21 protein-coding genes and 1 other RNA gene are annotated in these 24,972 nt (G+C 70.6%); 9 read left to right on the top strand and 13 right to left on the bottom strand.

Going from position 1 to position 24,972, the window contains the following annotated elements; genetic code table 11:
* Positions 1 to 68: 68 nt before the first annotated feature.
* Complete coding sequence (locus H4N58_RS07290; RefSeq protein ID WP_167008131.1) at positions 69 to 2,606, bottom strand: hypothetical protein; 2,538 nt, start codon at positions 2,604 to 2,606, stop codon at positions 69 to 71.
* 89 nt (positions 2,607 to 2,695) lie between these two features.
* Here H4N58_RS07290 and ligD point away from each other — a divergent pair, with 89 nt between their 5' ends.
* Complete coding sequence (gene ligD / locus H4N58_RS07285; protein WP_167008128.1) at positions 2,696 to 3,583, top strand: non-homologous end-joining DNA ligase; 888 nt, start codon at positions 2,696 to 2,698, stop codon at positions 3,581 to 3,583.
* Between the two features lie 22 nt (positions 3,584 to 3,605).
* Here ligD and H4N58_RS07280 read toward each other — a convergent pair whose 3' ends face one another.
* Complete coding sequence (locus H4N58_RS07280) at positions 3,606 to 4,517, bottom strand: NAD-dependent epimerase/dehydratase family protein (RefSeq protein WP_167251921.1); 912 nt, start codon at positions 4,515 to 4,517, stop codon at positions 3,606 to 3,608.
* A 104-nt stretch (positions 4,518 to 4,621) separates the two neighbouring features.
* Here H4N58_RS07280 and H4N58_RS07275 point away from each other — a divergent pair, with 104 nt between their 5' ends.
* Complete coding sequence (locus H4N58_RS07275; RefSeq protein ID WP_243843104.1) at positions 4,622 to 5,329, top strand: TetR/AcrR family transcriptional regulator; 708 nt, start codon at positions 4,622 to 4,624, stop codon at positions 5,327 to 5,329.
* A gap of 12 nt (positions 5,330 to 5,341) precedes the next feature.
* Here the strand turns inward: H4N58_RS07275 and H4N58_RS07270 are convergent, their stop codons facing one another.
* Positions 5,342 to 6,385, bottom strand: coding sequence for a MerR family transcriptional regulator (locus H4N58_RS07270; RefSeq protein WP_167251922.1), 1,044 nt, complete (start codon positions 6,383 to 6,385; stop codon positions 5,342 to 5,344).
* Positions 6,386 to 6,496: 111 nt separating this feature from the next.
* On the opposite strand from H4N58_RS07270, the gene H4N58_RS07265 reads away from it, so the two are divergent.
* Positions 6,497 to 6,784: a WhiB family transcriptional regulator gene (locus H4N58_RS07265; RefSeq protein WP_167008119.1), complete on the top strand. Its 288-nt coding sequence runs from the start codon at positions 6,497 to 6,499 to the stop codon at positions 6,782 to 6,784.
* 68 nt (positions 6,785 to 6,852) lie between these two features.
* Here the strand turns inward: H4N58_RS07265 and H4N58_RS07260 are convergent, their stop codons facing one another.
* Positions 6,853 to 9,795 carry a bifunctional [glutamine synthetase] adenylyltransferase/[glutamine synthetase]-adenylyl-L-tyrosine phosphorylase gene (locus H4N58_RS07260; protein WP_208322958.1) on the bottom strand — a complete coding sequence of 981 codons (2,943 nt, stop codon included), beginning with the start codon at positions 9,793 to 9,795 and terminating at the stop codon, positions 6,853 to 6,855.
* Positions 9,796 to 9,797: 2 nt separating this feature from the next.
* On the bottom strand, positions 9,798 to 11,135 hold the full coding sequence (gene glnA / locus H4N58_RS07255; RefSeq protein ID WP_167008116.1) for a type I glutamate--ammonia ligase: 1,338 nt from the start codon (positions 11,133 to 11,135) through the stop codon (positions 9,798 to 9,800).
* A gap of 103 nt (positions 11,136 to 11,238) precedes the next feature.
* Here glnA and H4N58_RS07250 point away from each other — a divergent pair, with 103 nt between their 5' ends.
* Positions 11,239 to 12,999 (top strand): NAD+ synthase, encoded by a 1,761-nt coding sequence (locus H4N58_RS07250; RefSeq protein WP_167251923.1) that lies wholly within the window; start codon positions 11,239 to 11,241, stop codon positions 12,997 to 12,999.
* 57 nt (positions 13,000 to 13,056) lie between these two features.
* Here the strand turns inward: H4N58_RS07250 and H4N58_RS07245 are convergent, their stop codons facing one another.
* A complete protein-coding gene (locus H4N58_RS07245; RefSeq protein ID WP_167251924.1) occupies positions 13,057 to 14,805 on the bottom strand; it encodes a zinc carboxypeptidase in 1,749 nt (582 codons plus the stop codon).
* Positions 14,806 to 15,008: 203 nt separating this feature from the next.
* Between H4N58_RS07245 and panB the strand changes: the two genes are divergently transcribed.
* On the top strand, positions 15,009 to 15,905 hold the full coding sequence (gene panB, locus H4N58_RS07240) for a 3-methyl-2-oxobutanoate hydroxymethyltransferase (protein ID WP_167251925.1): 897 nt from the start codon (positions 15,009 to 15,011) through the stop codon (positions 15,903 to 15,905).
* 19 nt (positions 15,906 to 15,924) lie between these two features.
* Here the strand turns inward: panB and H4N58_RS07235 are convergent, their stop codons facing one another.
* Both H4N58_RS07235 and H4N58_RS07230 read right to left on the bottom strand, forming a co-directional pair.
* Positions 15,925 to 16,734, bottom strand: a complete 810-nt coding sequence (locus tag H4N58_RS07235; RefSeq protein ID WP_167008104.1) for a thioesterase family protein — start codon at positions 16,732 to 16,734, stop codon at positions 15,925 to 15,927.
* 61 nt (positions 16,735 to 16,795) lie between these two features.
* A complete protein-coding gene (locus H4N58_RS07230) occupies positions 16,796 to 17,002 on the bottom strand; it encodes a hypothetical protein (protein WP_167008101.1) in 207 nt (68 codons plus the stop codon).
* Between the two features lie 80 nt (positions 17,003 to 17,082).
* Here H4N58_RS07230 and map point away from each other — a divergent pair, with 80 nt between their 5' ends.
* Positions 17,083 to 17,931, top strand: a complete 849-nt coding sequence (map, locus tag H4N58_RS07225; RefSeq protein ID WP_167251926.1) for a type I methionyl aminopeptidase — start codon at positions 17,083 to 17,085, stop codon at positions 17,929 to 17,931.
* Between the two features lie 62 nt (positions 17,932 to 17,993).
* On the top strand, positions 17,994 to 18,335 hold the full coding sequence (locus H4N58_RS07220) for a DUF3817 domain-containing protein (protein WP_167251927.1): 342 nt from the start codon (positions 17,994 to 17,996) through the stop codon (positions 18,333 to 18,335).
* A 37-nt stretch (positions 18,336 to 18,372) separates the two neighbouring features.
* Here the strand turns inward: H4N58_RS07220 and rnpB are convergent.
* Positions 18,373 to 18,776: RNase P RNA component class A (gene rnpB, locus H4N58_RS07215), an RNA gene on the bottom strand.
* A 252-nt stretch (positions 18,777 to 19,028) separates the two neighbouring features.
* Here rnpB and H4N58_RS07210 point away from each other — a divergent pair.
* A complete protein-coding gene (locus H4N58_RS07210) occupies positions 19,029 to 19,610 on the top strand; it encodes a TMEM165/GDT1 family protein (RefSeq protein ID WP_167251928.1) in 582 nt (193 codons plus the stop codon).
* Between the two features lie 10 nt (positions 19,611 to 19,620).
* On the opposite strand, the gene H4N58_RS07205 is transcribed toward H4N58_RS07210, so the two are convergent.
* Positions 19,621 to 21,060, bottom strand: a complete 1,440-nt coding sequence (locus H4N58_RS07205) for an RNB domain-containing ribonuclease (protein ID WP_167251929.1) — start codon at positions 21,058 to 21,060, stop codon at positions 19,621 to 19,623.
* Positions 21,061 to 21,126: 66 nt separating this feature from the next.
* Here H4N58_RS07205 and yaaA point away from each other — a divergent pair, with 66 nt between their 5' ends.
* A complete protein-coding gene (yaaA, locus tag H4N58_RS07200) occupies positions 21,127 to 21,891 on the top strand; it encodes a peroxide stress protein YaaA (RefSeq protein WP_167251930.1) in 765 nt (254 codons plus the stop codon).
* 109 nt (positions 21,892 to 22,000) lie between these two features.
* Here yaaA and H4N58_RS07195 read toward each other — a convergent pair whose 3' ends face one another.
* The 3 genes from H4N58_RS07195 to H4N58_RS07185 form a co-directional block, all read right to left on the bottom strand.
* Positions 22,001 to 22,918, bottom strand: coding sequence for a DUF559 domain-containing protein (locus H4N58_RS07195; protein ID WP_167251931.1), 918 nt, complete (start codon positions 22,916 to 22,918; stop codon positions 22,001 to 22,003).
* Positions 22,919 to 23,090: 172 nt separating this feature from the next.
* Positions 23,091 to 24,206 carry a bifunctional RNase H/acid phosphatase gene (locus tag H4N58_RS07190; protein WP_167251932.1) on the bottom strand — a complete coding sequence of 372 codons (1,116 nt, stop codon included), beginning with the start codon at positions 24,204 to 24,206 and terminating at the stop codon, positions 23,091 to 23,093.
* On the bottom strand, positions 24,203 to 24,907 hold the full coding sequence (locus H4N58_RS07185) for a zinc ribbon domain-containing protein (RefSeq protein WP_182397155.1): 705 nt from the start codon (positions 24,905 to 24,907) through the stop codon (positions 24,203 to 24,205). Before H4N58_RS07185 ends, H4N58_RS07190 begins: the two co-directional genes overlap by 4 nt.
* Positions 24,908 to 24,972: the final 65 nt, after the last annotated feature.

Below are 24,972 nucleotides of genomic sequence, written 5' to 3'. Positions count from 1 at the left end.
TGCCCGCCCGGTAGGCTTCCTCAGAGCCAGAACGACGACATGTCGCTGAGTGAAGGGTCCGCCCCACCTCAGCCTTGAACGGCCTCGGATTTCCCCCGATCCGGGGTCGTTCGCCGTTCCACGGGCACCGCACGGACGGTCCGCAGGGCCTCGATCCAGTCCGGGTTCCTCGCGTACCAGGAGTGTCCGAGAATCTCCGAGACCGCACCATCCTGCATCGCAGAGTCGTACGCGACCGGGTCGGCGAGCCGCCAGTCCGCACCGCACCGCCTGGTCTGATGCTCGCCTGCGTACGTATCGGGCCTAGCACCGTCGTACGGGGCCGGGAAGTGCCACGACATGGCTGGCGGGCGGCCCTCGTGTCCGCTCGTGTCGATCTCGCGCCGCCACGACAGCACCGGCCCCGCGAGCTGGTCGGTGACGCGGTAGAGGTTGATCCACGCGCCGTTCATCCGGTCGTACAGCCACGCGATCGACGCGAAGCTCACGTACTCGGGGAAGGCCCGCGGGAAGATCACCCGCAGCTGCGAGCCGAACGTCAGCAGCGCGATCCGCTCGCGCTCGGCCTGCGAGAGCGTGGTCAGCGTCGCGAAGCTCAGGAGGCTCCCCTGGCTGTGTCCGCACAGCACGATCGCACGCTCGTCGTCGCGGGCCGGGTGCCGCGCGAGGTGCCAACGCAACCGCGCCCGCAGGTCGGCGATGCTGCGCTGCGAGTACGGACGGGGCGCGAACGGGTGGACCGCGTGCGGCCAGAAGCCCAGCACGTCCCACGCAACGTTGAGGCCGCGGCGCTTGCCTTCCTGCGCGACGGCCTTCCGGCTCGCGGCGAGCAGCACGCCCGCAGCGCCCAGCAGCACCCACGCACCGAAGAGCGCGACGACGTTGGACCGGGCGAGACCACCCTCGGCGATCACGAACTTCGGCTGGCTCGCGAGGTCGAACAGACCCCAGGCCTCGCGGCACTGGTCGATCTCACTGGCGTTGCGGCACGGCCACAGCTCCCAGGCCAGCACACCGGCGAGCACCATCCCGAAGAGGACGAACGCGACGCACGAGGGTCCGATGGCGTTCTTGAGGCGCGCGACGTGCACGGCCTTGCGGACACGCTTCTGCCAGCGTTCCGCAAGGAGCGGATGGCCCGCTCCCCCGTACATGGCCTGGACGCGATCGTCTACGGCGTGCCGGATCTTCGGCCACATCCGCCAGACGAACAGCGTCAGCGCGATCAGCACGAAGACGACCACGTTCAGACCCCACGCGTACGCGACTCGGTCCAGCATCGGCGTGGTGCCGACGTTGAGGTCGCCCGCCATAGGCTCATCCGACGGCGACTGCGACAAGTTGAGCAGCGACGAGATGCCCGTGGTCACCGCTGCGGCGAACCCGACGCCGACGAATGTCCCGATGGTCGCGACGACCGATGCGGCCATGCCGCCGGCGTACGGCATGAACGCGCGCGCCGAGCTCCCCTTCGGCGGGCGCTCCCTCCACAGGGTCGCCACCAGGAGTGCATTGGCGAGGAGCAGGGCGACGAGGACGACGACCCCGATGACGAGCAGCCAGTTGGCGATGTAGTCGAACGACTCGGGCCGGTCGAAGACCTGGGTCCACTCGGTCGTGCTGATCCCGCTGGTGGTCGCGACGACGTAGACCAGCAGGGCGCCGCTCCCGACCACGAGCAACGGTGACACGACGCCCACCAGCCAGTGCCACGCCCGCCGTGCGCGCACGAGCGGCGCCGGAAGGCGGACGCTGCGTGCACTCTCGGGCTCGCCGAGCAGCGTCGCGAGCACCACCACGACGACCCACGAGACGATCGCCAGGCGGAGCGGTACGTCGTCGTGCCGCCACGCGGTCGGGTGCGGGGCCCACACGCCCATCGCGCACACCACCAGCCAGCCCGCGGCGAGGTGCAGGTCGCGGAGGATCGGCGCGTCGGAGTCACCGGCGTAGAACGCGTCGTCTGCCAGCGGCGTCGGCGCGGCGGCCGCCGGCGTGGGGCCGACCCGTGGGGTGCGCGTGCTTGGCGAGCGCACCAAGGTCCACCAACGCCCCATGCGTCCGCGTTCGTAGCCGCGCCCGAGGATCGGCAGCACGAACATCACGACACCGGTGAAAGCGGTAGCCGCGCCAACGACGACGTTGGGGTCGAGGTTGCCCAGGAGCCGCACCTGCGGCGCCCACCGCCACGCGAGGAGGTCGATGAGCACGAGCCCCGCGGAGAACGCGAACAGCGACGTCAGCAGGATCGCGAGCAAGCGCAACAGGCATCGGCACAGCCACTGGGCGAACGCGGCAAGACGGTGGTTGCCCACCGGCAGGAGCATGAACTGCGCGGCGTTGACCATCCCGAAGGGCAGCAGCACCAGCCACAGCGCCTTGACCTTGCTCCCCGAGGTGAGACGCCCCCAGTGGTAGGCCTCGAGAACCTGCCCGTCGTCGCCCGGAAGCTCCGCACCTGTCGCATCGGTGGAACGGAAGTAGCGCGACTCGTCGTCGCCGCCGACCTGGACGACGTGCGGGCGGTCGAGCATCGAGCCCGGCGGCGTCCCGCTGACCCCGTGCACCCGCAGCTCGACCCAACGGCCGGCATCGGTGTCGCCCACGCGGACCACCCCCTTCTCACGCGCAATCTAGACCCGCTGCAGGGTCCCGCCAGTCGTGCTTGTCCGTGTCGCCCGTGCCATCGTGAGACATGAGCTCGAGCACCCTGGACGTCGACGGTCGGTCGTTGAAGGTCAGCAACCTCGACAAAGTGCTCTATCCCGACGACAAGACGACCAAGTACGACGTCATCCGGTATGTCCTGTCCGTGGCCGAGCAGCTCCTGGCCCAGCTCGCCGACCGCCCGTGCACGCGCAAGCGCTGGCCCGACGGGGTCGAGGCCGACGCGTTCTTCGAGAAGAACGTCCCACGCGGAACGCCCGACTGGGTCCGTACGGTCGAGGTCGCCACGCCTGGGAGCTCCACGGGACGCGACTCGCTCGTCTTCCCGGTGGTCGAGCACCGGGCCGACCTCGTGTGGCTCGCGAACCTCGCGGCGCTGGAGCTGCACACGCCCCAGTGGACGGTGGGGCCACGTGGCGGGATCCGCGACGCTGACCGCCTGGTCATCGATCTCGACCCGGGCGCACCCGCCGGGCTGGAGGAAGCCGTACTCGTCGGCCATCTCGTACGCGACCGCCTGGAGGCAGACGGGTGGACGACCGTCCCGGTCACGAGCGGGAGCAAGGGGCTGCACCTGTACGCGTCGCACGGTCGCGAGTCGTCGCCCGATGCGCTGCGCGACTACGCCCGCGCGATCGCCGACGAGCTGTCCGGTGAGCACCCTGATCGCGTGCTCTCGGCGATGAGACGCTCTGACCGTACGGGCAAGGTGTTCTTGGACTGGAGCCAGAACGTGCGTGCCAAGACGACCGTCACGCCGTACTCGCTGCGCGGTCGGTCCCGTCCGTGGGTCGCGGCACCCCGGACGTGGGACGAGCTGGAGGACCCGCCGTCGGTGCGCCAGGTGCTGTACTCCGAGGTGGGCGACCGGCTCGAGCGGTACGGCGACCCGATGAAGGCGCTCATGGCGGGCTGAGGCAGTGGCCGCAGACGGCGGCTCAGTTCGTCACGGTGCGACGGCAGACCTCGTCCCACGGTGTCGGAGCCAGCCCGAGGGTGCGCTCGGCGTCGGAGGAGTCGAGCAGGTACGGGCGGGTCCGCTGGTAGTTCGTCTCGGCCAGCTCGCGCATCATCGGCACGAACCGCCCCATGGCGCGTACGCCGATGTCAGGGACCGTCCGGACCGGCACCGATCGTCGCCCGGCTGCCGCCATCACGTCGTCGAGCGCCTCCTGCTGACTCCGGGGTGGATTGCTCGGCACGTGCCAGACCCGACCGGCCAGCTCCGGTCGGTCGGAGAGGGCGATCTGCGTCCGCGCCACGTCACGCACATCGGTCCACGAGTGCGGGAGGTCGGCGCGCCCGAGGGTCCACACCGGTCGCCCGCGCAAGGCGGTCGGGACCAGACGGGTGAGGACGCCGTTGGCGCCGACGTCCTTGCCGACGTAGTCCGAGCCGCGCACCTCCACCGCGCGCACGCGCCCGGCCTGGTGCGCCGCGAGCGCCTCGGCCCACATCCTGCCGCGCACCTTGCCTTTGGGATCGGTCGCGGCATCGGGCATCCCCTCGGTCATCGGCGCATCGACCGGCCCGTACGGATAGAGGTTGCCCGTGATCACGAGCAGGGCGCCCGACTTCTCGGTCGCCGCGAGCATCGATCCGGCGAGCGGCGGCCAGACCGTCGTCCAGGTCGTGTACGACGGGTTTGCACAGTTGTGGAGGGCGTCGGCACCGTCGACCGCGGTCAGGAGCACAGCCGCGTCCGAGGCGTCCGCCGCGACCGCTGTCGCGCCAGGGACGGCGGTGCCGCGCCGTGTCACGACGGTGACCCGAGAGCCGCGTTCGACGAGCTGGGCCGCCACCTCCCGGCCGACTGCCCCGGCTCCGACGATCACGTGGTGGTCCTGCATGATGATGTCCTTTCGATGGAGGAGAGCACTGCTCTCGTCTCACCGTACGACCTCGGCGGCCGATTGTCGAGAGCACTGCTCTCATCTATGGCATCCTAGAGTCCGTGCCGCCCACCGAACCAACCGGACGCAAGCGCCGCAGCCGTGATGAGACGGTCGCCGCGATCCTCCGCATCGCCCGCGACCACCTCGCCCAGACGCCTCCTGACGCCCTGTCCTTCCGCGCCATCGCCCGCGAGCTCGACCTCGTGTCGTCGGCCGTCTACCGCTACTTCCCCAGCCGTGATGCCCTCCTGACCGCCTTGCTCGTCGAGGTCTACGACGAGCTCGGCGCACACGTCGAGGCCGCCGATGCTGCGGTGCAGGACCGCTCGCGCACCGCGAAGCGCCTCGCGGCCTTCACCCATGCCATACGCGACTGGTCCCTCGCCCATCCCAACGACTACGCGCTGATCTACGGGACCCCAGTGCAGGGGTACGCCGCTCCAGAGGACACCGTGACGCCGGCACAGCGTGTCACGACCACGCTCGTCCGGATCGTCGCCGACTCATGGCGGGGACGCGCGGTGCCCGCTGGCGAGACGACGGGCACCACGCTCCGCGCGATCGTCGAGCCGGTCGACGTGTTCGTCGAGGACGCCACCGGCACGAGCCTTCCTGGCGAGGTGACGATGCGCACCCTGATGGCATGGACGACGATCTTCGGGACGGTGTCGTTCGAGCTCTGGGGTCACTACCCCGCCGAGCTGCCCACGTCGGCCTACATGGATGCCCTCATCGATCGCCTGGCGCGCGATCTCGGACTCAGCTGACCCCGCCGCGGCTCAGCGGGTGGCGGGAGTGCCCTGCAGCAGGCCGACGAGCCGGTCGGCCGTCGCGAGCAGGTCGGGCGCGGGCTCCAGGCGAGCGGCGCCGACGCTCCCGGCCGACTCGGACCACCCAGATCCCCCGACGAGGACCACGGGCCCCTCGCCTGCCGACGTCGCGATGGCGTCGACGACTCCCGAATCCGGAGCGTGGCTTGCCCACAGATAGACCGCGGCAGGTGTCACCCGTCGCAGCAGACCCGCGACGGCGTCGGCGGTGACCTCGAACCCGAGCGAGAGCACCGCGATGCCCTTGCCGGCCAGCGCCGCCTCGAGCGCGAGGAGCGCGAGCGACTCGGCCTCGGCGTCGACGGAGGCCAGGACGAGCGGTCGCGCTCCGACGTAGCGCGGCGCGTACGTCCTCGCGACCGAGCGCAGCTCCACCTCGAGCCGCTCCAGCGCGATGCGCTGCGACTCCACGCCGATGATGCCCGCCTCGACTCCGTCGCTGACCTCGCGCAACGCGGGCGCGAGGACGTTGACCCACGCCCCGAGGACGCCCCAGTCGCGTACGGCGTCGGCGAGGACCGTGGTCAGTCCGACGACGTCGAGGGCGGCGGCGCCGCCGACGATCCGCGTGACCGACTCGTCCGGCGTGGCGATGACGTGACCAGGGGCGTGGTAGAGCGGGTCGTCCGAGGCGAGCGCGGCGACGAGACCGCCCGCGTCGAGCGAGAGCGCGACCCGAGCGGCCGACTGCGCCGAGACACCGCTAGAGACGATCCGGTTCATCAGCTGGACGCGACGGATGTCGGTCTCGGTGTAGCGCCGGTGCCCGCCGCCGGTGCGCTGGCTCGGCCCGATGCCGTACCGGCGCTCCCACGTCCGCAGTGTGGGCGTCGCGATGCCCACACGCTCGGCGACCGCACCCACACCCCAGAGGAGCTCAGATTCGTCGCCCATGCTCGTCTCCAGCGCCGCCTCGAGCGGCTTGGTGGTCGGTAGTTCGTCGGAGTCCAGGGCAGTCGCCCCACTCTCGCCCTCGAAGGAGTATCTCGTCATCGAGTGTCGCGTGTGCACGTGCCTCCCGCCACACGGATCTTGTGCACTGAATCAGATTTGGATAAGTTCTGAACCAGTTGCATGCCGCGTTGATTCATAGGGGGTACCAACATGGCAAGCATTGCCCGCCTTCCAATGCCTCTGATGGAGGCGTACGAATGGCAGTACGAGGGAGCCTGTCGTGAGGCAGACCCCGAGACGTTCTTCTCTCCTGAGTCCGAGCGCGGCCCCCGTCGGCACGCTCGTGAGCACCTGGCCAAGACGTACTGCGCGCGTTGCGTGGTCCGTGACCAGTGCTTGCAGCACGCGCTCAAGGTGAAGGAGCCATATGGCGTCTGGGGAGGTCTCACCACAGGGGAACGTGCCGCTCTCCTCACGGGCGAGCGCACCGCAGGGTAAAGCAACACGAGATGGCCGGCCGGTCCCCGCAACCGGCCGGCCATGACCCGCCCGGGCGCTGGCTACGGCTAGCCCCAGAAGAGGCGTTCGACCACCTGGCGCGCACGTCGCGTCGTCCGTAGGTAGTCGTCGACCATGTGCTCCCCGCCATCGATCCCGTAGCCGAGCAACCACGCGATTCCTGCGCGGTCGTTGGCGTTCGAGGGAAGCGAGGCCGCGGGACGGTTGCGCAGCAGCACGTAGCCGTTGCGGATCCGGCCCGCGAGCCGCCACGCGGCCTCCAGCACCGCGGCATCGTCGGCGGCGATCAGGCCCGCGCTCACCGCCGCATGCAGCGCCGGCAGCGTCTCGGTGGTCCTCAGACCGTCGATCTCGTGGGCGTACTGCATCTGCATCAGCTGGACGGTCCACTCGATATCGGCGATGCCTCCGCGCCCGAGCTTGAGGTGGGTGGCCGGGTCGGCACCCCTCGGCAGCCGCTCGGAGTCGACGCGCGCCTTGATCCGGCGGATCTCTCGCACGTCCTGCTCCGAGACACCGTCGGCGGGCCAGCGCAGCGGGTCGACGAGGTCGCGGAACGCCGCGTTGAGCGCGGCGTCGCCGATGACGGGGGCGGCACGGAGCAGCGCCTGCGCCTCCCACACCATCGACCAGCGCGCGTAGTAGGCACGGTACGAGGCGAGCGTGCGCACGAGCGGACCCGAGCGTCCCTCGGGGCGCAGGTCGGCGTCGACCTCGAGCGCCGGGTCGGGTCCGGCCCCTGCGAGGATGCGCCGCAGCTCGGTCGCGACGGCGATCGCCGACTGGCTCGCAGCCGACTCGTCCGCGCCGGGCAGCGGGTCGTGCACGAACATCACGTCGGCGTCGGACCCGTACCCCGCCTCGCGTCCACCGAGGCGCCCCATGAGGACGACCGAGATCCGGGTCGGCACCTCACCACCGCGCTGCGTCGCCACGGTGCGCGTCGCGACCTCGAGCGCCGCCTCCAGCGTGGCGACGCTGATGTCGCTGAGTGCGTGACCGACGTCGACGACGTCGAGCCGACCGAGGACGTCGGAGGTCGCCACGCGCGACAGCTCGCGGCGACGGACCCGGCGCACCGTACGGATCGCTTCCTTCGGGTCGTCGTGGCGACGCGCCGCCGAACGAGTCTCGGTCGCGATGCGCTCCAGGCTGCGTGGAGCGAGCTCGGCGTCGTCGCCGAGGATCGCGACCGCCTCGGGCGCCCGCAGGATCAGGTCGGTGACGTACGCGCTTCCGGCGAGAATCTTGGCGAGCTGCTCGGCGCCCTCGCCCTCGTCGCGCAGCTTGCGGAGATACCAGTGCGTCGCCCCGAGGCTCTCCGAGACCTTGCGGAACGCGAGCAGCCCTCCGTCGGGGTTGGGTGACTCCGCGAACCACGCGAGCATCGCCGGCATGAGCTGGCGCTGGATCGCCGCCGACCGCCGGACGCCGGTGGTGAGCGCGGCGATGTGCGTGAGCGCCGCGCGCGGGTCGTCGTAGCCGAGGGCCTCCAGCCGCGCCCGCGCCGCCTCCGGGGTCAGCCGCAGGGCGTCCGACGGCATCGCCGCGACCGCGTCGAGCAGCGGGCGGTAGAAAAGCTTCTGATGGAGCCGCAGGACCTCACGACGCTGGGCCTGCCACTCCTTAAGGAGGTTCGCGGCAGGGTCGGTACGGAACGCCAGCGTCCGCCCGATCATGCGCAAGGTGCGCGGGTCGGTCGGGACGAGGTGCGTACGCCGCAGGCCGTCGAGCTGGATGCGGTGCTCGAACGTGCGGAGGAACGTGTACGCCTCGGTCATCGCGGCCCCGTCCGTGCGGCCGACGTACCCGCCGTCGACGAGCGCCCGCAGCGCGTCGGTGGTCGAGCGGACCCGCAGGCGTTCGTCCGTACGCCCGTGGACGAGCTGGAGGAGCTGCACGGCGAACTCGACGTCACGCAGGCCGCCCGGCCCGAGCTTGAGCTCCCGGTCGAGCTGCTGAGGCGGGATGTTGTCGATCACCCGGCGGCGCATCGCCCGCGTGTCGACGACGAAGTGCGGGCGCGTCGCGGCCTGCCACACCCTCGGCATCAGTGCGTCGACGTACTCCCGACCGAGGTCGGCGTCGCCCGCGACCGGTCGCGCCTTGAGCAGCGCCTGAAACTCCCACGTGCTCGCCCAGCGCTCGTAGTAAGCGACGTGGCTGGCGACCGTACGGACGAGCGGGCCGTCCTTGCCCTCTGGTCGGAGGTTGGCGTCGACCTCCCAGATCGTGCCCTCGCGGGTGTGGTCGCTGCACAGGCGCATGAGTGTCGAGGCGAGCTGGGTGGCCACCCGGGCGGCCCGCTGCTCCTCGACGCCGTCGACAGGGGCGTACGCGAAGACGACGTCGACATCGCTGACGTAGTTGAGCTCGCGGCCGCCGCACTTGCCCATCGCGATCACCGCGAGGCGAGCCTGCTCGGCGCCCTCGACCTGCTCGCGCGCCAGGCGCAGCGCCGACGCGAGCGTGGCACCTGCCAGGTCAGCGAGCTCGGCCGAGGTCTGCTCGTAGCTGCTGCGCCGGGTCAGGTCGCGCGCGGCGATCTGCACCAGCTGGCGCCGGTACGCGATGCGCAGCGCGTCGCCGTCGGCCACCTCGCCGAGCACGGACTCGAACGCCGCCTGGTCGCGCGGCTCGAGCGGCATCGTCGTCGCCCGCAGGTCGAGCACCACCGCGGGCCGGCGGACGAGGAACTCGCCGAGCGCCTGGCTCGCGCCGAGCACGGCGACCAGCCGCGTGAGCAGCTCGGCGTCGGCCTCGAGGTGCTCCTCGAGCGTCGCCTCCCCCTCGAACGCGGCCGCGATCGCGCACAGCATCCGCAGCGCGAGGTCGGGGTCGGCGCCGTGCGCGACCCGCTCGACGATCGCGGCGGAGCGGATGCCGCAGTCGTCGAGCAGCGACGCCGCGGCGTCGGCGTCGGTGAACCCGAGCCGCGCGAGCCAGCCCGACGTCGTCCGCAGGCGCTGCGGTCTTCGCTCCTCCGACACGCTCAGACCCGAGTCACCAGCCGGTCGAGCTCGAACTGCGTCACCTGCGAGCGATACTCGTGCCACTCCGCCCGCTTGTTGCGCAGGAAGAAGTCATACACGTGCTCGCCCAGCGTCTCGGCGACCAGCTCGCTGCTCTCCATCTCACGGATCGCCTCGTCGAGGTTGCGGGGCAGCGGCGCGATGCCCAGCGCACGGCGCTCGGTCTCGGTCAGCGCCCAGACGTCGTCCTCGGCCTCCGGCGGGAGCTCGTACCCCTCCTCGATACCCTTCAGGCCAGCCGCGAGCACCACGGCGAACGCGAGGTACGGGTTGCAGCCGGCGTCGATCGCGCGGTGCTCGATGCGGGCCGAGCCGCCCTTGTGCGGCTTGTACATCGGCACCCGGACAAGCGCCGAGCGGTTGTTGTGGCCCCAGCAGACGTACGACGGGGCCTCACCGCCGAAGATGAGGCGCTTGTACGAGTTGACCCACTGGTTGGTGATCGCGGTGATCTCCGACGTGTGCTGGAGGATGCCGGCGATGAACGAGCGCCCGGTGCGCGAGAGCTGGTACTCGGAGCCGGCCTCGTAGAACGCGTTCTCGTCGCCCTCGAACAGGCTCATGTGGGTGTGCATGCCCGAGCCCGGGTGGTCGGTGAACGGCTTGGGCATGAAGCTCGCCCACAGGCCCTGGCCCAGCGCGACCTCACGGACGACCGTACGGAAGGTCATGATGTTGTCGGCCGTCGTCAGCGCGTCGGCGTAGCGCAGGTCGATCTCCTGCTGGCCCGGAGCGCCCTCGTGGTGGCTGTACTCGACGGAGATGCCCATCGCCTCGAGCATCGTAATGACCTCGCGGCGGAAGTCCTGGCCGCCACCCTGCGCGGTGTGGTCGAAGTAGCCGGAGTCGTCGACCGGGACCGGGCGCGTCCCGCTCTCGGGCTTGCCCTTGAAGAGGAAGAACTCGACCTCGGGGTGCGTGTAGAAGCTGAAGCCCATCTCGGCGGCCTTCGCGAGCGTCCGCTTGAGGACGAAGCGCGGGTCGGCGTACGAGGGGCTGCCGTCGGGGAGCTGGATGTCGCAGAACATGCGCGCGGTCGCCGGCGTCTCGCCGCGCCACGGAAGGATCTGGAACGTCGACGGGTCGGGCTTGGCGAGCATGTCGGCCTCGTGGACGCGGGCGAAGCCCTCGATCGCCGAGCCGTCGAAGCCGATGCCCTCGTCGAAGGCGCCTTCGAGCTCCGCGGGCGCGACCGCCACGGACTTCAGATGCCCGAGGACGTCGGTGAACCACAGCCGTACGAAGCGGACGTCGCGCTCCTCGAGCGCACGCAGCACGAAGTCTTCCTGCTTACCCATGGGCCAAGTGTGCCCGTGATTCGTGACGGCCGGGTGAACGGGTCCGAATCGCTGGGGCAGCTCGGCGGCCGACGGCACAGATCGGGGACGCTAGGCTCGCCACGTGCCTCAGCTTCGCGTCGCTCTCGCCCAGGTCAACGCCCGCGTCGGGGATTTCGACCACAACGCCGAGCTCGTGCTGAGCCGCTGCCGAGACGCTCACGAGGCTGGCGCCCACCTCATCGTGTTCCCCGAGATGGTGCTCACCGGCTACCCGCTCGAAGACCTCGCGATGCGCGCCTCGGTGGTCGGCGCGTCGCGGGCCAAGGCCGAGGAGCTCGCCCGTACGCTCGCCGCCGAGGGCCTCGGCGACCTCGTCGCCGTCGTCGGCTTCCTCGACCAGGCCGAGGGCGTCGCCGAAGGACCCGGCATCCCCAAGAACGCCCCCCAGAACGCGCTCGCTGTCATGCACGGCGGGGAGATCGTCGCGCGCCAGGCCAAGATCCACCTCTGGAACTACGGCGTCGGTGACGAGATCCGCACCTTCGTCCCCGGTGACATCCTCAACGTCCTCGAGGTGAACGGCACGGACGTCGCGATGCTCATCTGCGAGGACCTCTGGCGCGACGGGATCGCCTCGGCCGTCCGCGCGTCCGGTGCGGGCCTGCTCGTCGTCCCCAACGGCTCCCCGTACGAGGCCAACAAGGACGACGTTCGTCTCGACCTGTGCCGACGACGCGCGGTCGAGGGCGACTGCGCACTCGCCTACGTCAACCTGGTCGGAGGCCAGGACGAGCTCGTCTTCGACGGCGACTCCCTCGTGGTCGATGCCGAAGGCACGCTGCTCGCCCGTACGGCGCAGTTCGTCGAGGAGCTCCTCGTCGTCGACCTGGACCTGCCTGCGGCCCGGCGCCTGATGCCCCCGGCCGACACCCGGTTCGCGGGGCTACGCATCGTCCGTACGGTCATCACCGCCGAGCCCGTCGCCCCGTACGAGTCGGTCACTTCCCCGGTGCTCCCGCGGCTCGACGACCTCGAGGAGATCTATCGCGCACTCGTCGTCGGCCTGCGCGACTACGTCGAGAAGAACGGCTTCCGCTCCGTGCTGCTCGGCCTGTCCGGCGGCATCGACTCCACGCTGTGCGCCGCGATCGCCGTCGACGCGCTCGGCGCCGACCGGGTCTTCGGCGTCTCCAACCCCAGCGCGTATTCGACCGAGCACTCGCGCTCCGACGCCGCCGAGCTCGCACGCCGTACGGGGCTCGACCTGCGGACAGTCGCGATCGCGCCGATGGTCGACGCGTTCCAGGAGGCGCTGGGCCTCAGCGGGCTCGCCGAGGAGAACCTGCAGGCCCGCGTGCGTGCCGTCGTCTGGATGGGCCTGTCCAACCAGGAGGGCCACCTCGTGCTCGCCTGCGGCAACAAGTCCGAGGTCGCGACCGGCTACTCGACGATCTACGGTGACGCGGTCGGCGGCTACGCCCCGATCAAGGACGTCCGCAAGACCCTCGTCTGGGAGCTCGCCCGCTGGCGCAACGCGTACGCCGACGCGCGTGGCGAGACGCCGCCGATCCCGGAGAACGCGATCAGCAAGCCGCCGTCGGCAGAGTTGCGTCCCGGCCAGCTCGACACCGACTCGCTGCCCCCGTACGAGATCCTCGACGGCATCCTCGACGCGTACGTCGAGCGCGACCTGCCGGCGGCCGCGGTGGTCGCGGAGGGCTACGACCCCGAGCTGGTCGAGCGGGTGGTGACGCTGGTCGACCGCGCCGAGTACAAGCGCCGCCAGTACCCGCCGGGCCCCAAGGTCACGCGGCGCAACTTCGGTCGCGACCGCCGGGTCCCGATCACCCATGGCTGGCGCGAGCACCTCGTCACAGACTGAGCCCGTTCGCCTCCGGTGCCCGAGCAACCGCCCGGGCACCGGACGCGTACAGCCAGCTCAGCAGCTGCGCGGCAGCGCCTGACGGTCGAGCGTGACCTCCGTCCCGCGGGTCACCCGTACCATCCCGGCGTCCTTCCACTCCCCCTTGCCGCGACGGCAGCTCAGACTCCACGACTCTCGTATGTTCGCCGTGGCCGCCTGGCTCGGGCGGTCCGACGGGTTGACGTGCCACGAGAAGCGACCGCTGGACGGGACAGTCAAGGTCGTCTCGACGCGGTCGTCGACCGGCAGGGTCAGCGGCAGGCTCTCACCCGGAAGCGTCACCGGCGAGCTGGTCACCGTGACGTCCTTGCGCAAGGCGAGCTCCGTCCCCGGCTTCGCCGAGCCCGAGATCAGCGCGTGGTAGGTGGGATCGCTCGCCTGCCCGAACGCGGTGAGGAACGCCTCGCGTGCGGTCGACCCCTCATACTCGCCGGTCCCGAGGTACTGGTCGATCACCGACGGGTACGGCGGGTGGAACCGATCGTTGTCGCGATGGCCCGGCGTGTTCTCGAACGTGAACGCGAACGTGCCGCTGGTGTAGAACGATGTCTGCTCGGCCGTCCCGCTCGCGTCGTAGTAGATCTCGGGCCACGGTCCGGCCGGCCACCCCATGATCTGCCCGAGGATCTCGGCGATCTGCTGGTAGATCGCTTCCTCAGCCGGGGTGGGCTCGTTCGGCGCGCTCGGGGCACGCAGCACCCGCTCGTCCGGGGTGTGGTTGCTGATCGCGAGCGTGACCTGGTGGGCGTTCACGAGGTCGATCATGTTGGCGATCTCCGGCTCCGACGCCGGGGCCGCACCGCGATAGTTGCTGTCCGTCGTCCGCGCGCCCGATCCGGGTCCGCCCCAGAAGGCCGTGTAGTTGCGGTTGAGGTCGACGCCCACGTTGGCGGACTCCGCCGCCGCGCACTGCGCGCGGGTCGGGACCTCGCCGTCGACGACACGGCAGTTCTTGCGCTTCTGCTCGTGGACGAGCCCACGTGACATCTCGTACCCGTCGGGGTTGACGACCGGCACGGCGACGAGGCGGCCCCGCTCGAGCATCGACGTGATGCGTGCGTCGCTGCGGTCGTTCTGGACGAGGTCCCAGAGGAACTCCATCGTGAGCTCGGTCGTCGGCCACTCGCGCGAGTGCGTGAGACCGGTGAGCAGGAAGACGGGCTTGCCGCTGTCCTTCTTCACGTCGTGCGTGATCTCGACGCCATAGACGGGCGTGCCGAGCAGCGACGGGCGCGGCAGGCGGAACAGCGTGACGGTGTTGGGATAGCGCTTCGCCAGGCTCGCCAGCTCCGCGCTGACCTCCTGGAGCGTCCGGTACGAGACTCGGCCGGTCGGCAGGTCCGAGCGCTCGCTCGGGTCGGCGGCGGCGGCTGCAGAGGCCGCGCTCTCCTCGGCGCGCGCCTCACGATTGACCGCGTCCACGTCCTCGACCACGACGTCCCACCCGAAGCCTGCCTTGCGCAGCGTGCGCGCGTCGGACTCGGCGTGCAGCATCACCTCGACCTCGCCGCCGTCCTGCGCGCCACCACCGTGGTGACTGATCTCGTCCAGCCCGAGCGCGGTGAGCCGCTCGTAGTCCCCGCGGTCGTCGAGCGTCACCTCGACGATCGACGTCAGCCCCGGCTCGTAAGGGCTGGGCTCGTCTGCCGCCGCGGACCCCGGGGCCAGCGCGCCGATCGTCAGGGCGAGCACTCCGAGCGGTGCGGCGATCCGCCCGCGTCTTCTGCGACCGGGCCGGTCCCTCGTCGTCTGTCGTTCGGTCATCGACTCCACCTCTTCGCTCGATGAAATGCGTGCGCACTCAATCTGGCGGCGACGGGCTTCTCGCGCGCGACGAAACGATTTCCGTCATGTAACGCAAAACACATCAGAGGTCACCTGAAGCCGGTACGACGACCCGGTGGTCCCGTGGCAGTCTGAAGACGTCCGTGGACTCCAACCGGGAGCTGCGAGAACGAAGGATCACGATGTCCGAGAACACCTCCGCCCCCAGCGGCGGCGCCCCGCAGGAAGAGCCCGCGCCCTACGGCACCGGCTCCACCCAGACGCCCGCGACCGCTCCCGCGGCGCGCAAGCGCGTCCGGACGTACACGCTCGCGCAGATGAAGGAGCGCGGTGAGAAGTGGACGATGCTCACCTCGTACGACCAGTACTCCGCGCAGATCTTCGACGAGGCGGGCGTGCACATCCTCCTCGTCGGTGACTCCGCGGCCAACAACGTCTACGGGTACGAGTCGTCGCTGCCTGTGAGCGTCGACGAGCTCGTCCCGCTCGTGCGTGCGGTCTCGCGCTCCGCGAAGTACGCGTTCGTCCTCGCCGACCTGCCGTTCGGGTCGTACCAGGGCTCGCCGGAGCAGGCGTACGACACCGCGGTGCGCTTCATGAAGGAAGGCCACGCGCACGGCGTCAAGCTCGAGGGCGGCGCCGAGATGGCCCCGCAGATCCGACGGCTCGTCGACGGTGGGGTGCCGGTCTGCGCGCACATCGGCTTCACACCGCAGTCGGAGCACGCGCTCGGCGGCTACCGCGTCCAGGGGCGTGGCGATGCCGCCCAGAAGACCGTCGCCGACGCGCTCGCCGTGCAGGAGGCCGGGGCGTTCGCGGTCGTCATGGAGATGGTGCCGGGCGACGTCGCCACCGAGATCACCGCCAAGCTCCACATCCCGACCATCGGCATCGGCGCCGGTGCTGGCACGGACGCCCAGGTGCTCGTGTGGCAGGACATGATGGGCCTCAACGCAGGCCGCCTGCCGCGGTTCGTGAAGAAGTACGCCGACCTGCGGACGACGATGCTCGACGCCGCTCGGGCGTACGTCGCCGACGTCGAGGGCGGCACGTTCCCCGGCGAGGAGCACACCTTCTAGCCACGGGCTGTGCCGGGGCTCAGCCCAGCCGGACCCCCGCGAGCTGCGTCGCCTGTGCGACGAGGCGACCGGCGCGGTCCCACACGAACGTGGACTCGTCGACGCGCTGCGCCTCGACGAGCTGGGCACGGTGGAGGATCGTCAACGGCCCCGGCACGGGGAGCGCCCGGACGTACGCGGTCATCTCCAACGTCGGCACCCAGTCCGTGGGCGCGATCTCGAACGTCGCCGGCGGGAACGAGTCGACCGCATAGAGGAGCGAGACCGGCTCGAACGCCGCGTCGTCGAGGAAGGCGAGCCACCCTCGTAGTTCACCGGAGCCGCTCGGGCGGCCCGCTCCGAACCCGAGCGTGGCGGGATCGAGGCGAAGGTCAACCTGATCCATCACCCGGATGCGCACCCCGGTCGGGCTCGTCCCTGGCACGCGGACGCCGTGCTCGCGGTCGGCCGTCGGACGAGGCGGCGCGCCACGGTCCCAGTAGGGCGTCGTCGCGACGTCGAGCTGCCCGATCATGAGGACCGCCTCGACGCAGGGCCGACCGTCCTGCCGCATCGTCGCCCGCACATGGTCGGCACTGCGCCCCTTGCGGAGCACGGTCGTCTCGATCTCGACCGGACCTGGGTCGGGCGAGTGGAGATAGTGCGCCGACGCGGTGACCACGTGCGCGTGCCCCGCGCTCAGCGTCGCGGCGCGGGCGAGCATCGCGAGGAGATAGCCCCCGTTGGGCTTCTCGCCGACGCACCACTCCGGGTCGACCTCGGCCTCGAAGCCGTCGGTCGTCGCGCGCACGGCGCTCACGTCGTGAAAGGGGTGGGGTCGCGCAGTCATGGTGCTCCTCTTGTCGAGGAGCCCATCATGGCGGCTGCCACCGACAGATCGGGCCGGGGCCTCACGCTGAGGCGGTCGGGCCCTCCTCGGCGTCGTCGTTCCAGTCGGGGTCGTTGTCCCACTGCTCGTTGCGCTGCTGCGCGATCTCGAGCGCGTGCTCGGCCTCCTCGCGCGTGTCGTACGGGCCGAGGCGATCGATCGCCCGACACCCGTCGGCCCCCTCGACCGCATGGTGCTTGATGCAGTAGTAGAACTTCTCGTCCGTCATCGCGACCTCCTTCCCCCATCCTGCCCGACGGCGGCGACGTGCGCGCCGGCGCGTGCGGGAGCCACACCTACACTCGTCGCGTGACCGTGCTGACCCCCCACGCCCAGTCCCCGCGCCGTACGGTGCCCTCGACGATCGCCGTGCCCGAGTACGTCGGCAAGGCCAAGCCCGCGTCGTACGACGGACCCGAGGTCCGTTCCGCCGAGACGATCGCCGCGATGCGGGTGGCCGGGCGCATCGCCGCGCAGGCGCTCGACGCGGTCGAGGCTGCGATCACCCCTGGCGTGACGACCGACGAGCTCGACGCGATCGGGCACGAGTTCCTCGTGAGCCAGGGCGCCTACCCGTCGACCCTCGGCTACCGCGGCTATCCAAAGTCGCTGTGCTCGAGCGTCAACGAGGTGATCTGCCACGGCATCCCCGACGCGCGTGCGCTCGAGGACGGCGACATCGTCAACATCGACATCACCGCGTACGTCGGCGGCGTCCACGGTGACACCAACAAGACCTACCTCGTCGGCGATGTCGACGAGGAGGCGCGCCTGCTCGTCGAGCGGACGCACGAGGCGCTGATGCGGGCGATCCGCGCCGTCCGGCCCGGCCGCGAGATCAACGTCATCGGACGCGTCATCGAGTCGTACGCCAAGCGCTTCGGCTACGGTGTCGTGCGCGACTTCACCGGCCACGGGGTCGGGCCCGCGTTCCACGACGGCCTGATCATCCCCCACTACGACGACCCGCGTTACGACACCTTGATCAAGCCGGGGATGACCTTCACGATTGAGCCGATGTTGACCCTCGGCACGATCGAGTGGGACATGTGGGACGACGGCTGGACGGCAACGACACGCGACAAGGCCCGCACCGCGCAGTTCGAGCACACGCTGCTCGTCACCGACAGCGGCGCCGAGATCCTCACGCTCCCGTGAGCTACGACGCATCGTCGTAACCAGGCTCGGGTCGTGCGGACCCACCCAGTACGGTCGGTGCCGTGACCGTCACCGCCACTCCCCCGCAGACCCATCCCCGTACCCGCCTCGCCTTCCGCGTCGTGGCCTTCGCCGAGGCCGTCTCGTGGGCGGGGCTGCTGATCGGCATGTTCTTCAAGTGGATCCTCGAGACGACCGAGGTCGGCGTGCAGATCTTCGGCCCGATCCACGGCGGCATCTTCGTCGCGTACGTCGTGATGTGCCTGATCGCCTGGCGTACGTTCGGCTGGTCGTTCAAGGTCGCCGTCGCCGCGCTCGCGTCGAGCATCCCGCCGTTCTTCACGGTGCTCTTCGAGGTCTGGGCGGACCGCCGCGGCCTGCTCGGCACCGCCGTCCGCCGCTGAGCGGCACGGGGTGGCGCTTTGCGTCACCCCGTCAGGGCGGATGAGTCGGCCTGTAGGCCGGATTCTGTCAGGACGTCTCCCCGCCCCGGCGACCATCTCTCTCGGCGCCGCGTCACCGCGACGCTCTAGCAACCTACCCGCAGGCTCGGCGAGCAGCGTCAGCACCTGCGCGGACCCTGAGGCCCTTCTTGGTCTTGCTCCCAGTGGGGTTTACCGAGCCACCTCGGTCACCCGAGGCGCTGGTGGTCTCTTACACCACCGTTTCACCCTTACCCGCACCTCACGCACAAGGCGTGAGGCCGCTGGCGGTCTGTTTTCTGTGGCACTGTCCCGCACGTCACCGTGGGTGGGCGTTACCCACCACCGTTGCTCTGTGGAGTCCGGACCTTCCTCGGCGTCCTTGGTGCGCACCAAGGACGACGCGGCCGCCCGGCCGACTCATCCGCGCCTGTCACAGTAGCCCACCTGTCACCCGGTTTGGTCGCCGCACCACCCGGGCGTACGATGGACGCAGCGAAAGGGAGTAGTCCCCAACGTCCGTGTCGACACACTGACCCTCCGGGGTCCGGTACGGAAGGCGTCACCTCGGTGGCGCGGACGAGACTTTCGGCCAGCAACACGACCCTATGGACGTGCCTGGTCGAAGGGGCCGTCCAGGCAGTCTCCTCGTCCAGGCGACGAGGAGACTTTTTCATGCTGTACGCCCTGCTCCTGAGCACCGCCGTGATCTTCGTGGCCGAGCTTGGTGACAAGAGCCAGCTGATGGCGATGACATTCGCCACTCGCTACCGCCCGCGCGACGTGCTTCTCGGCATCACGATTGCGACGGCGGTGGTCCACCTCGCCTCGGTCGGCATCGGCTTCTGGATCGGCGAGACGTTCGCCGACGCGCAGCACTGGATCACGCTCGCCGCCGGCGTCGCGTTCCTCGTCTTCGCCGCCTGGACGTTGCGTGGTGACCAGCTGAGCACCGAGGAGCGGCAGAAGGCCCAGCGCAGCAGCGGTGCCGCGGTCTGGGCGGTCGGCGGCGCGTTCTTCCTCGCCGAGCTCGGCGACAAGACGATGCTCGCGACCATCACGCTCGCGACGCAGGAGAACTGGCTCGGCACGTGGATCGGCAGCACGATCGGCATGGTGCTGGCCGACGCGCTCGCGATCATGCTCGGCGCGTGGCTCGGCAAGAAGCTGCCCGAGAAGGCGATCAAGTACGGTGCGGCGGCGCTGTTCGCGCTGTTCGGCGCGTGGATGCTGATCGAGGGGCTCGTCGCGCTCTGATGCACGTGGGTCAGCGCGCGAGCCGGAACCGTACGACGCGCGCGTCCACGTCCGCCTCGTCGAGCACGACCTGTACGGGCTCGCCCAGCGGCAGCGGCGCCGTCCCGACGACCCGTCCCTCGACCGCGGGCTCGTCGAGCAGCACGGTGCCCTTCTCGGGATCCTTGTCGTCCGCGTCGATGACGACGCCCTCGAACATCTCGCCGACGGAGTCCGAGAGCACCACCGCCTCGACCAGGTCCAGCACCGCCCGGTCGAACGACGACGCGAGCCTCCCGGTGCCCGCCATCACCTTCGGCAGCTCCGGGAGAGCGCGCCGCACCCAGTCGGGGACGGGCTCGCCCGCACTCACCGCGAGGCACACCTCCCCCACGTACCGGTCGGCGAGCCGACGCAGCGGGGCAGTCGCGTGCGCGTACGGGGCGGCGATCGCGGAGTGCTCGACGAGCGCGGGCAGCTCGCCGTCGAACGCCACATAGCCGGCGCCGCGCAGGAGCCCCGTGCAGGCTTCGAGCATCGCGACGTGCCGCGGCTGCGCAGGGTCGAGCGTACGAACGAACTCCGGGTACGGCATCGCGTCCGGCCACGCGATGCCGAGACCGCGCGCCGCCCGACGCAAGCGGACGAGGCCGCGTTCGTCAGCGGGCGGCAGCGTCCGTACGAGACCGACCCGTGCCTCGATCATCATCGCCGCGGCCGCCATGCCCGTGAGGAGCGAGATCTGCTCGTTCCACCCCTCCGACGGCACGGGCTCTCGATACGACAGGCGCCACGCCCCGTCCGCGCCCGGCTCGATCTCCTGCGTCGGCAGCGGCAGGCTGACCCCGCCGCGCTCGGCCTCGAGCCGTTGGCGCAGCTCGCCGATCTCGCGGAGCAGGCCGAGCGTCTCGGGACCCTCGCCCGCGTCGACCTGCTGCTGTACCCCCTCGTAGTCCAGCTGCGCCGTGCTCCGCACGCGGGCCCGCACGACCTGGGCTCCCACCTGCGAGCCATGCGCGTCGAGGTCGATGCTCCACAGCAGTGCCGGTCGTACGACGCCGGGGAGCAGGCTCGCCGCGTCCTCGGACAGCGCCGGCGGGTGGAGCGGGATCCGCCGCGTCGGCGCGTACAACGTCTCGCCACGGCGGTGCGCCTCGTGGTCGATCGCGCCGCCGGGCCGGACGAACGAGGCGACGTCCGCGATCGCGTAGTGCACGGTGTAGCCGTCGTCACGGCGCTCGAGGAACATCGCCTGGTCGAGGTCCCGTGCACCCGGCGGGTCAATCGTGAGCAGCGGCAGGTCCGTGCGGTCGAGCGCGGGCAGCGCGGCGTCGCCGGCCGCAGCATCGGCCTCGGTCAGCACCTCCGGCGGGAACGCCGCGTCGACACCGAGCTCCTCGGCGAGCAGGTCGATGCGGCCTTCGAGTGCGGGGACGGCCTCGGGGGCGACGGCGTAGTACGCGTGAGCCATGCCGCTCACCCTAGCGACCACGAGGACGGACGACTCGCTGCCAAGACGGCTGCGTAGGCTTGCTCCGTGCTCGTCCTCCTCCCCCCGTCCGAAGGCAAGTCCGTCCTCCGGCGCGGCCGTCCGCTCGACCTCGCGACGCTGTCGTTCCCCGAGCTCACCGCCACCCGGCAGCGGATCGCGGACGTGCTCGTCGAGCTGTGCGCCACCGATCCGGACAAGGCCGCAGACGTGCTCGGTCTCGGGCCCACGCAGGCCGACGCGGTCACGCGTGATGCCACGCTGTGGTCGCAGCCGACGGCACGGGCAGATGCGGTGTACGACGGGGTTCTCTATGCCGCGCTCGACCTCGACACGCTCGACGCGGCCGCGCGCCGACGCGCGAGCCGGTCGCTGGCCTTCGCGAGCGCGCTGTTCGGGCTGCTGCGACCGGCGGACCGGATCCCTGCCTACCGGCTCTCCGGCCACGTGACGCTGCCCGGCCTCGGCACGATGGCGAGCCAGTGGCGCGACGCGCTCGGACCGGTCGTCAATGAGACCCTCGGGTCGGGCCTGCTGATCGACCTGCGGTCCTCGACGTACACGGCGCTGTGGAAGCCCTCGCGCGACGTCCTCGCCCGGACGGCGACCGTGCGCGTCCTCCACGAGTCCGGAGGCAAGCGCACCGTCGTGAGCCACTTCAACAAGGCAACCAAGGGCAGGCTCGTGCGCGAGCTTCTCATCCAGGGCGCTGCCCCTCGTACGGTCGGCGCACTCGCCGACGCGTGGCGCGACCTCGGGTGGACCGTCGAGGAGCAGGGCCACCGTCTCGACGTCGTCGTCTCCGAGGTCTGACGCGCTCCCTTCCGCACCGCCCTCCCGTCCGCGTGGTGAAAGCAACCTGACCGATTCCCTCGGCATATTCGGTCAGGTTGCATTCGCAACGCGGAGGACGGGGCAACGGTCACGCGAACCAGCGCGTCCACATCACGTTGAAGTGCGGCCGCGCTCCGTCATAACCGGCGTCGCGCAGGGCACCGTAGACGCGCCAGACGATCGCCTGCTTGTCCTTGAGGTCCTCGACCAGGACGACGATGACGGTCCATCCGAGCTTCTCCAGCCGCTCGCGCCTCGTACGGTCGTGAGCCCGCTGCTCCCGGCTTCGTTCGTGCCACTCTCCGTCGTACTCGACGACCACCTTGTGCGTCCAGTAGACGAGATCGCACCGCGCGACGAAACGCCCTCGCTCGTCGTAGATCGTGCGGTTCGTCTCTGGCACGGGAAGCCGCGCGAAGATCAAGGCAAGTCGGACGACGGTCTCCATCGGAGACTCGACTCTCTCGCACGCGTAGGCGAACGCACGACGCGCGCGCACCACGCCGTGAATGTGGCACGCGGTGAGATAGGCGCTCAGGTCGCCCATGGTCGTGCGGCCCAGATGGATCAACCCGTCGGCGGCCTGGACCAGCTCGACGAGGGTGAGCATCGTTGCGCAGTCGACGAACGTCCGTTCGGCTCCGGTTGCCGCGATCCCCTCGCGCACGTACGGGCGGAGCCTGCCGGTGCGGCGATGGAGCCGTACGCCGCCTGGCCGGCGATACAGGCGGGTGTTCGTGGAGAAGTGCAGCGGGTGGAGGCTCCTGATCTCGACGCCCCAGAGTCGCAGAGCCGTGACGTGGCTCGCGATCGCGTCCCCGGGGAGGACGAGGAGCGCGGCACGCAGCCACCGGACGAGGGTCATCTCGAGATCTGCACACGCGTACACACCGTGGAGCAGGCACCGGAAGCGGGCCCCGCGCAGCTGGCGGTACGAGACACCATGGGACTCGGCATGAGTGATCGTGAACGGACCGTCGCGCAAGGCAGCGGGGATGGGTCGCATTCCTGGAGGGTGTGTCCGCCGTCGGCCCTCCGTACGACCTCAACACCGACCTGTGGACACCGCGAACGCCGTGCACAACGCTCCGTCCGCGTCGTGAAAGCAATCTGACTGAATCCCGGCGCAGATTCGGTCAGGTTGCTTTCACAACGCGGACGGGGGAAGGAGGAGGGGGTCAGGCGGGGACGACGTCGTACGCGCGCAGGGTCGCGATGCCGTCCGGCCAGATGCGCACCGTGCTCACCGACGCCGGCTGCAGCTCGAGCCGATGGATGACCGGCATCGGGGCGTCGAGCGCCAGCCGGACGAACATCTTGATCGGCGTCACGTGGCTCACGACCACGACGTTCTTGCCGCCGTACGAGGCGACGAGCCGTCGCTGCGCCCTTTGGACCCGCTCGAAGACGGCGTCGTACGACTCGCCACCCGGCGGCGCGGCGGCCGTCGAGGAGAGCCAGGCGTCGAGCGCCGCGGGGTCCTTCTCGCGGACCTCCGCGAACGTCAGCCCGTCCCACTCCCCGAACGACGCCTCGACGATGCTGTGGTCGACGACCACCTCGACACCGAGATCGTTCGCGAGGATCTCGGCCGTCTCGCGGCATCGGCTCAGCGGCGAGCTCACCACCACGTCGGCACCCTCGCGCGCCACGTAGGCGGCGGCACGGTGGGCCTGTGCACGGCCTTCGTCGTTGAGCCCCGGATCGGCACCACCGTCACCGCAGAACACCTTGGCCACCGTGTTGTCGGTCGCCCCGTGCCGTACGAGGGTGAGCGTCGTGGGCGGATCCGCCAGCGGGTCGCGCCACCCCACCATCGGATTGCGCGGCTGCGGCTGCTCGGTGGGGCGCGACTCGGCAGGCGCCGCACGACGTGTCTTGCCCGCTGCGTCGTCGAGCACCTCGTTAAGGATCGCGTCGGCTGCCTTGTTGCGCTCGCGAGGAACCCAGGTCCACACGACGCCGGACGGCGCGACCTCGCGGGCACGGGCGGCGAGCGGCACCATGTCGCGGTGCTTGACCTTCCAGCGGCCCGCCATCTGCTCGATGACCAGCTTGGAGTCCATGCGGACCTCGACCTGGGCCTGCGGCGCGTGCTCGGCGACCAGCTCGAGGCCAGCGATGAGCCCGGTGTACTCGGCGACGTTGTTGGTCGCGACGCCGATCGTCTCCGCACGCTGAGCGATCACCTGGCCGGTGTCGGCGTCGCGGAGCACCGCCCCGTACGCCGCCGGGCCGGGGTTGCCCCGGGACCCGCCGTCGGCCTCGATGATGACACGGCGGGGACCGGTCACAGGCCTGCCTCGTGGGTACGGACGAGGATGCGGTCGCACTCCGGGCAGCGCAGCACCTCGTCGCTCGGCTTGCTCGCGATCTCGCGCAGGTCGGCGCCGTTGATCTCGAGCCGGCAGCCCTCGCACCGCTTGTGGCGCAACGCGGCCGCGCCGACACCTCCATGGCTGTTGCGGACCTTCTCGTAGAGCGTGAGCAGCGGATCGGCGACACGCTCGACCGCAGCGCCACGCTCCGCGCGCAGCGCCTCAGCCTTGGCGTCGATCTCGCTGGTCGCGTCGTCGAGCCCACCGAGCTCCTCAGCGATCCGCGCGTCGAGCGCCGCGAGCGCGTCGGTCGCAAGCGCGAGCTCGGACTGGGCACCCTCGAGCTCCTCCATCACCTCGAGCTCGGCGTCCTCGAGCGAGCCGATCCGGCGGTCGAGCGCGACGATCTCGTTCTGGATGCTCTGGAGGTCCTTGGGGTTGGTGACCTGCCCCGAGTCGAGCCGAGTCTGGTCGCGGTCGCGGCGCGCACGGACGGCCGCGACCTCGCCATCGGCCTTCCTCTGGTCGGCGGTCAGGTCGGAGACCTTCGTCTGGGCCTGCACGCTGCGCGCGTGGACCGTCTCGCGCTCGCGGCGCAACTCGTCGAGCGCCGAGACCTGCGGGAGGTTCTTACGGCGGTGCGCGAGCTGCGAGAGCTGCGCGTCGATGCCCTGCACGTCGAGCAGGGCGAGCTGGTCGAACGGGTCAGCTTTCAGCGTGGGCTCCTCTGACGGGCACGGCG

This window comes from Mumia sp. ZJ1417, from assembly GCF_014127285.1.
Classification (GTDB): domain Bacteria; phylum Actinomycetota; class Actinomycetes; order Propionibacteriales; family Nocardioidaceae; genus Mumia.
This window is presented reverse-complemented; position numbering and strand designations above follow the sequence as displayed.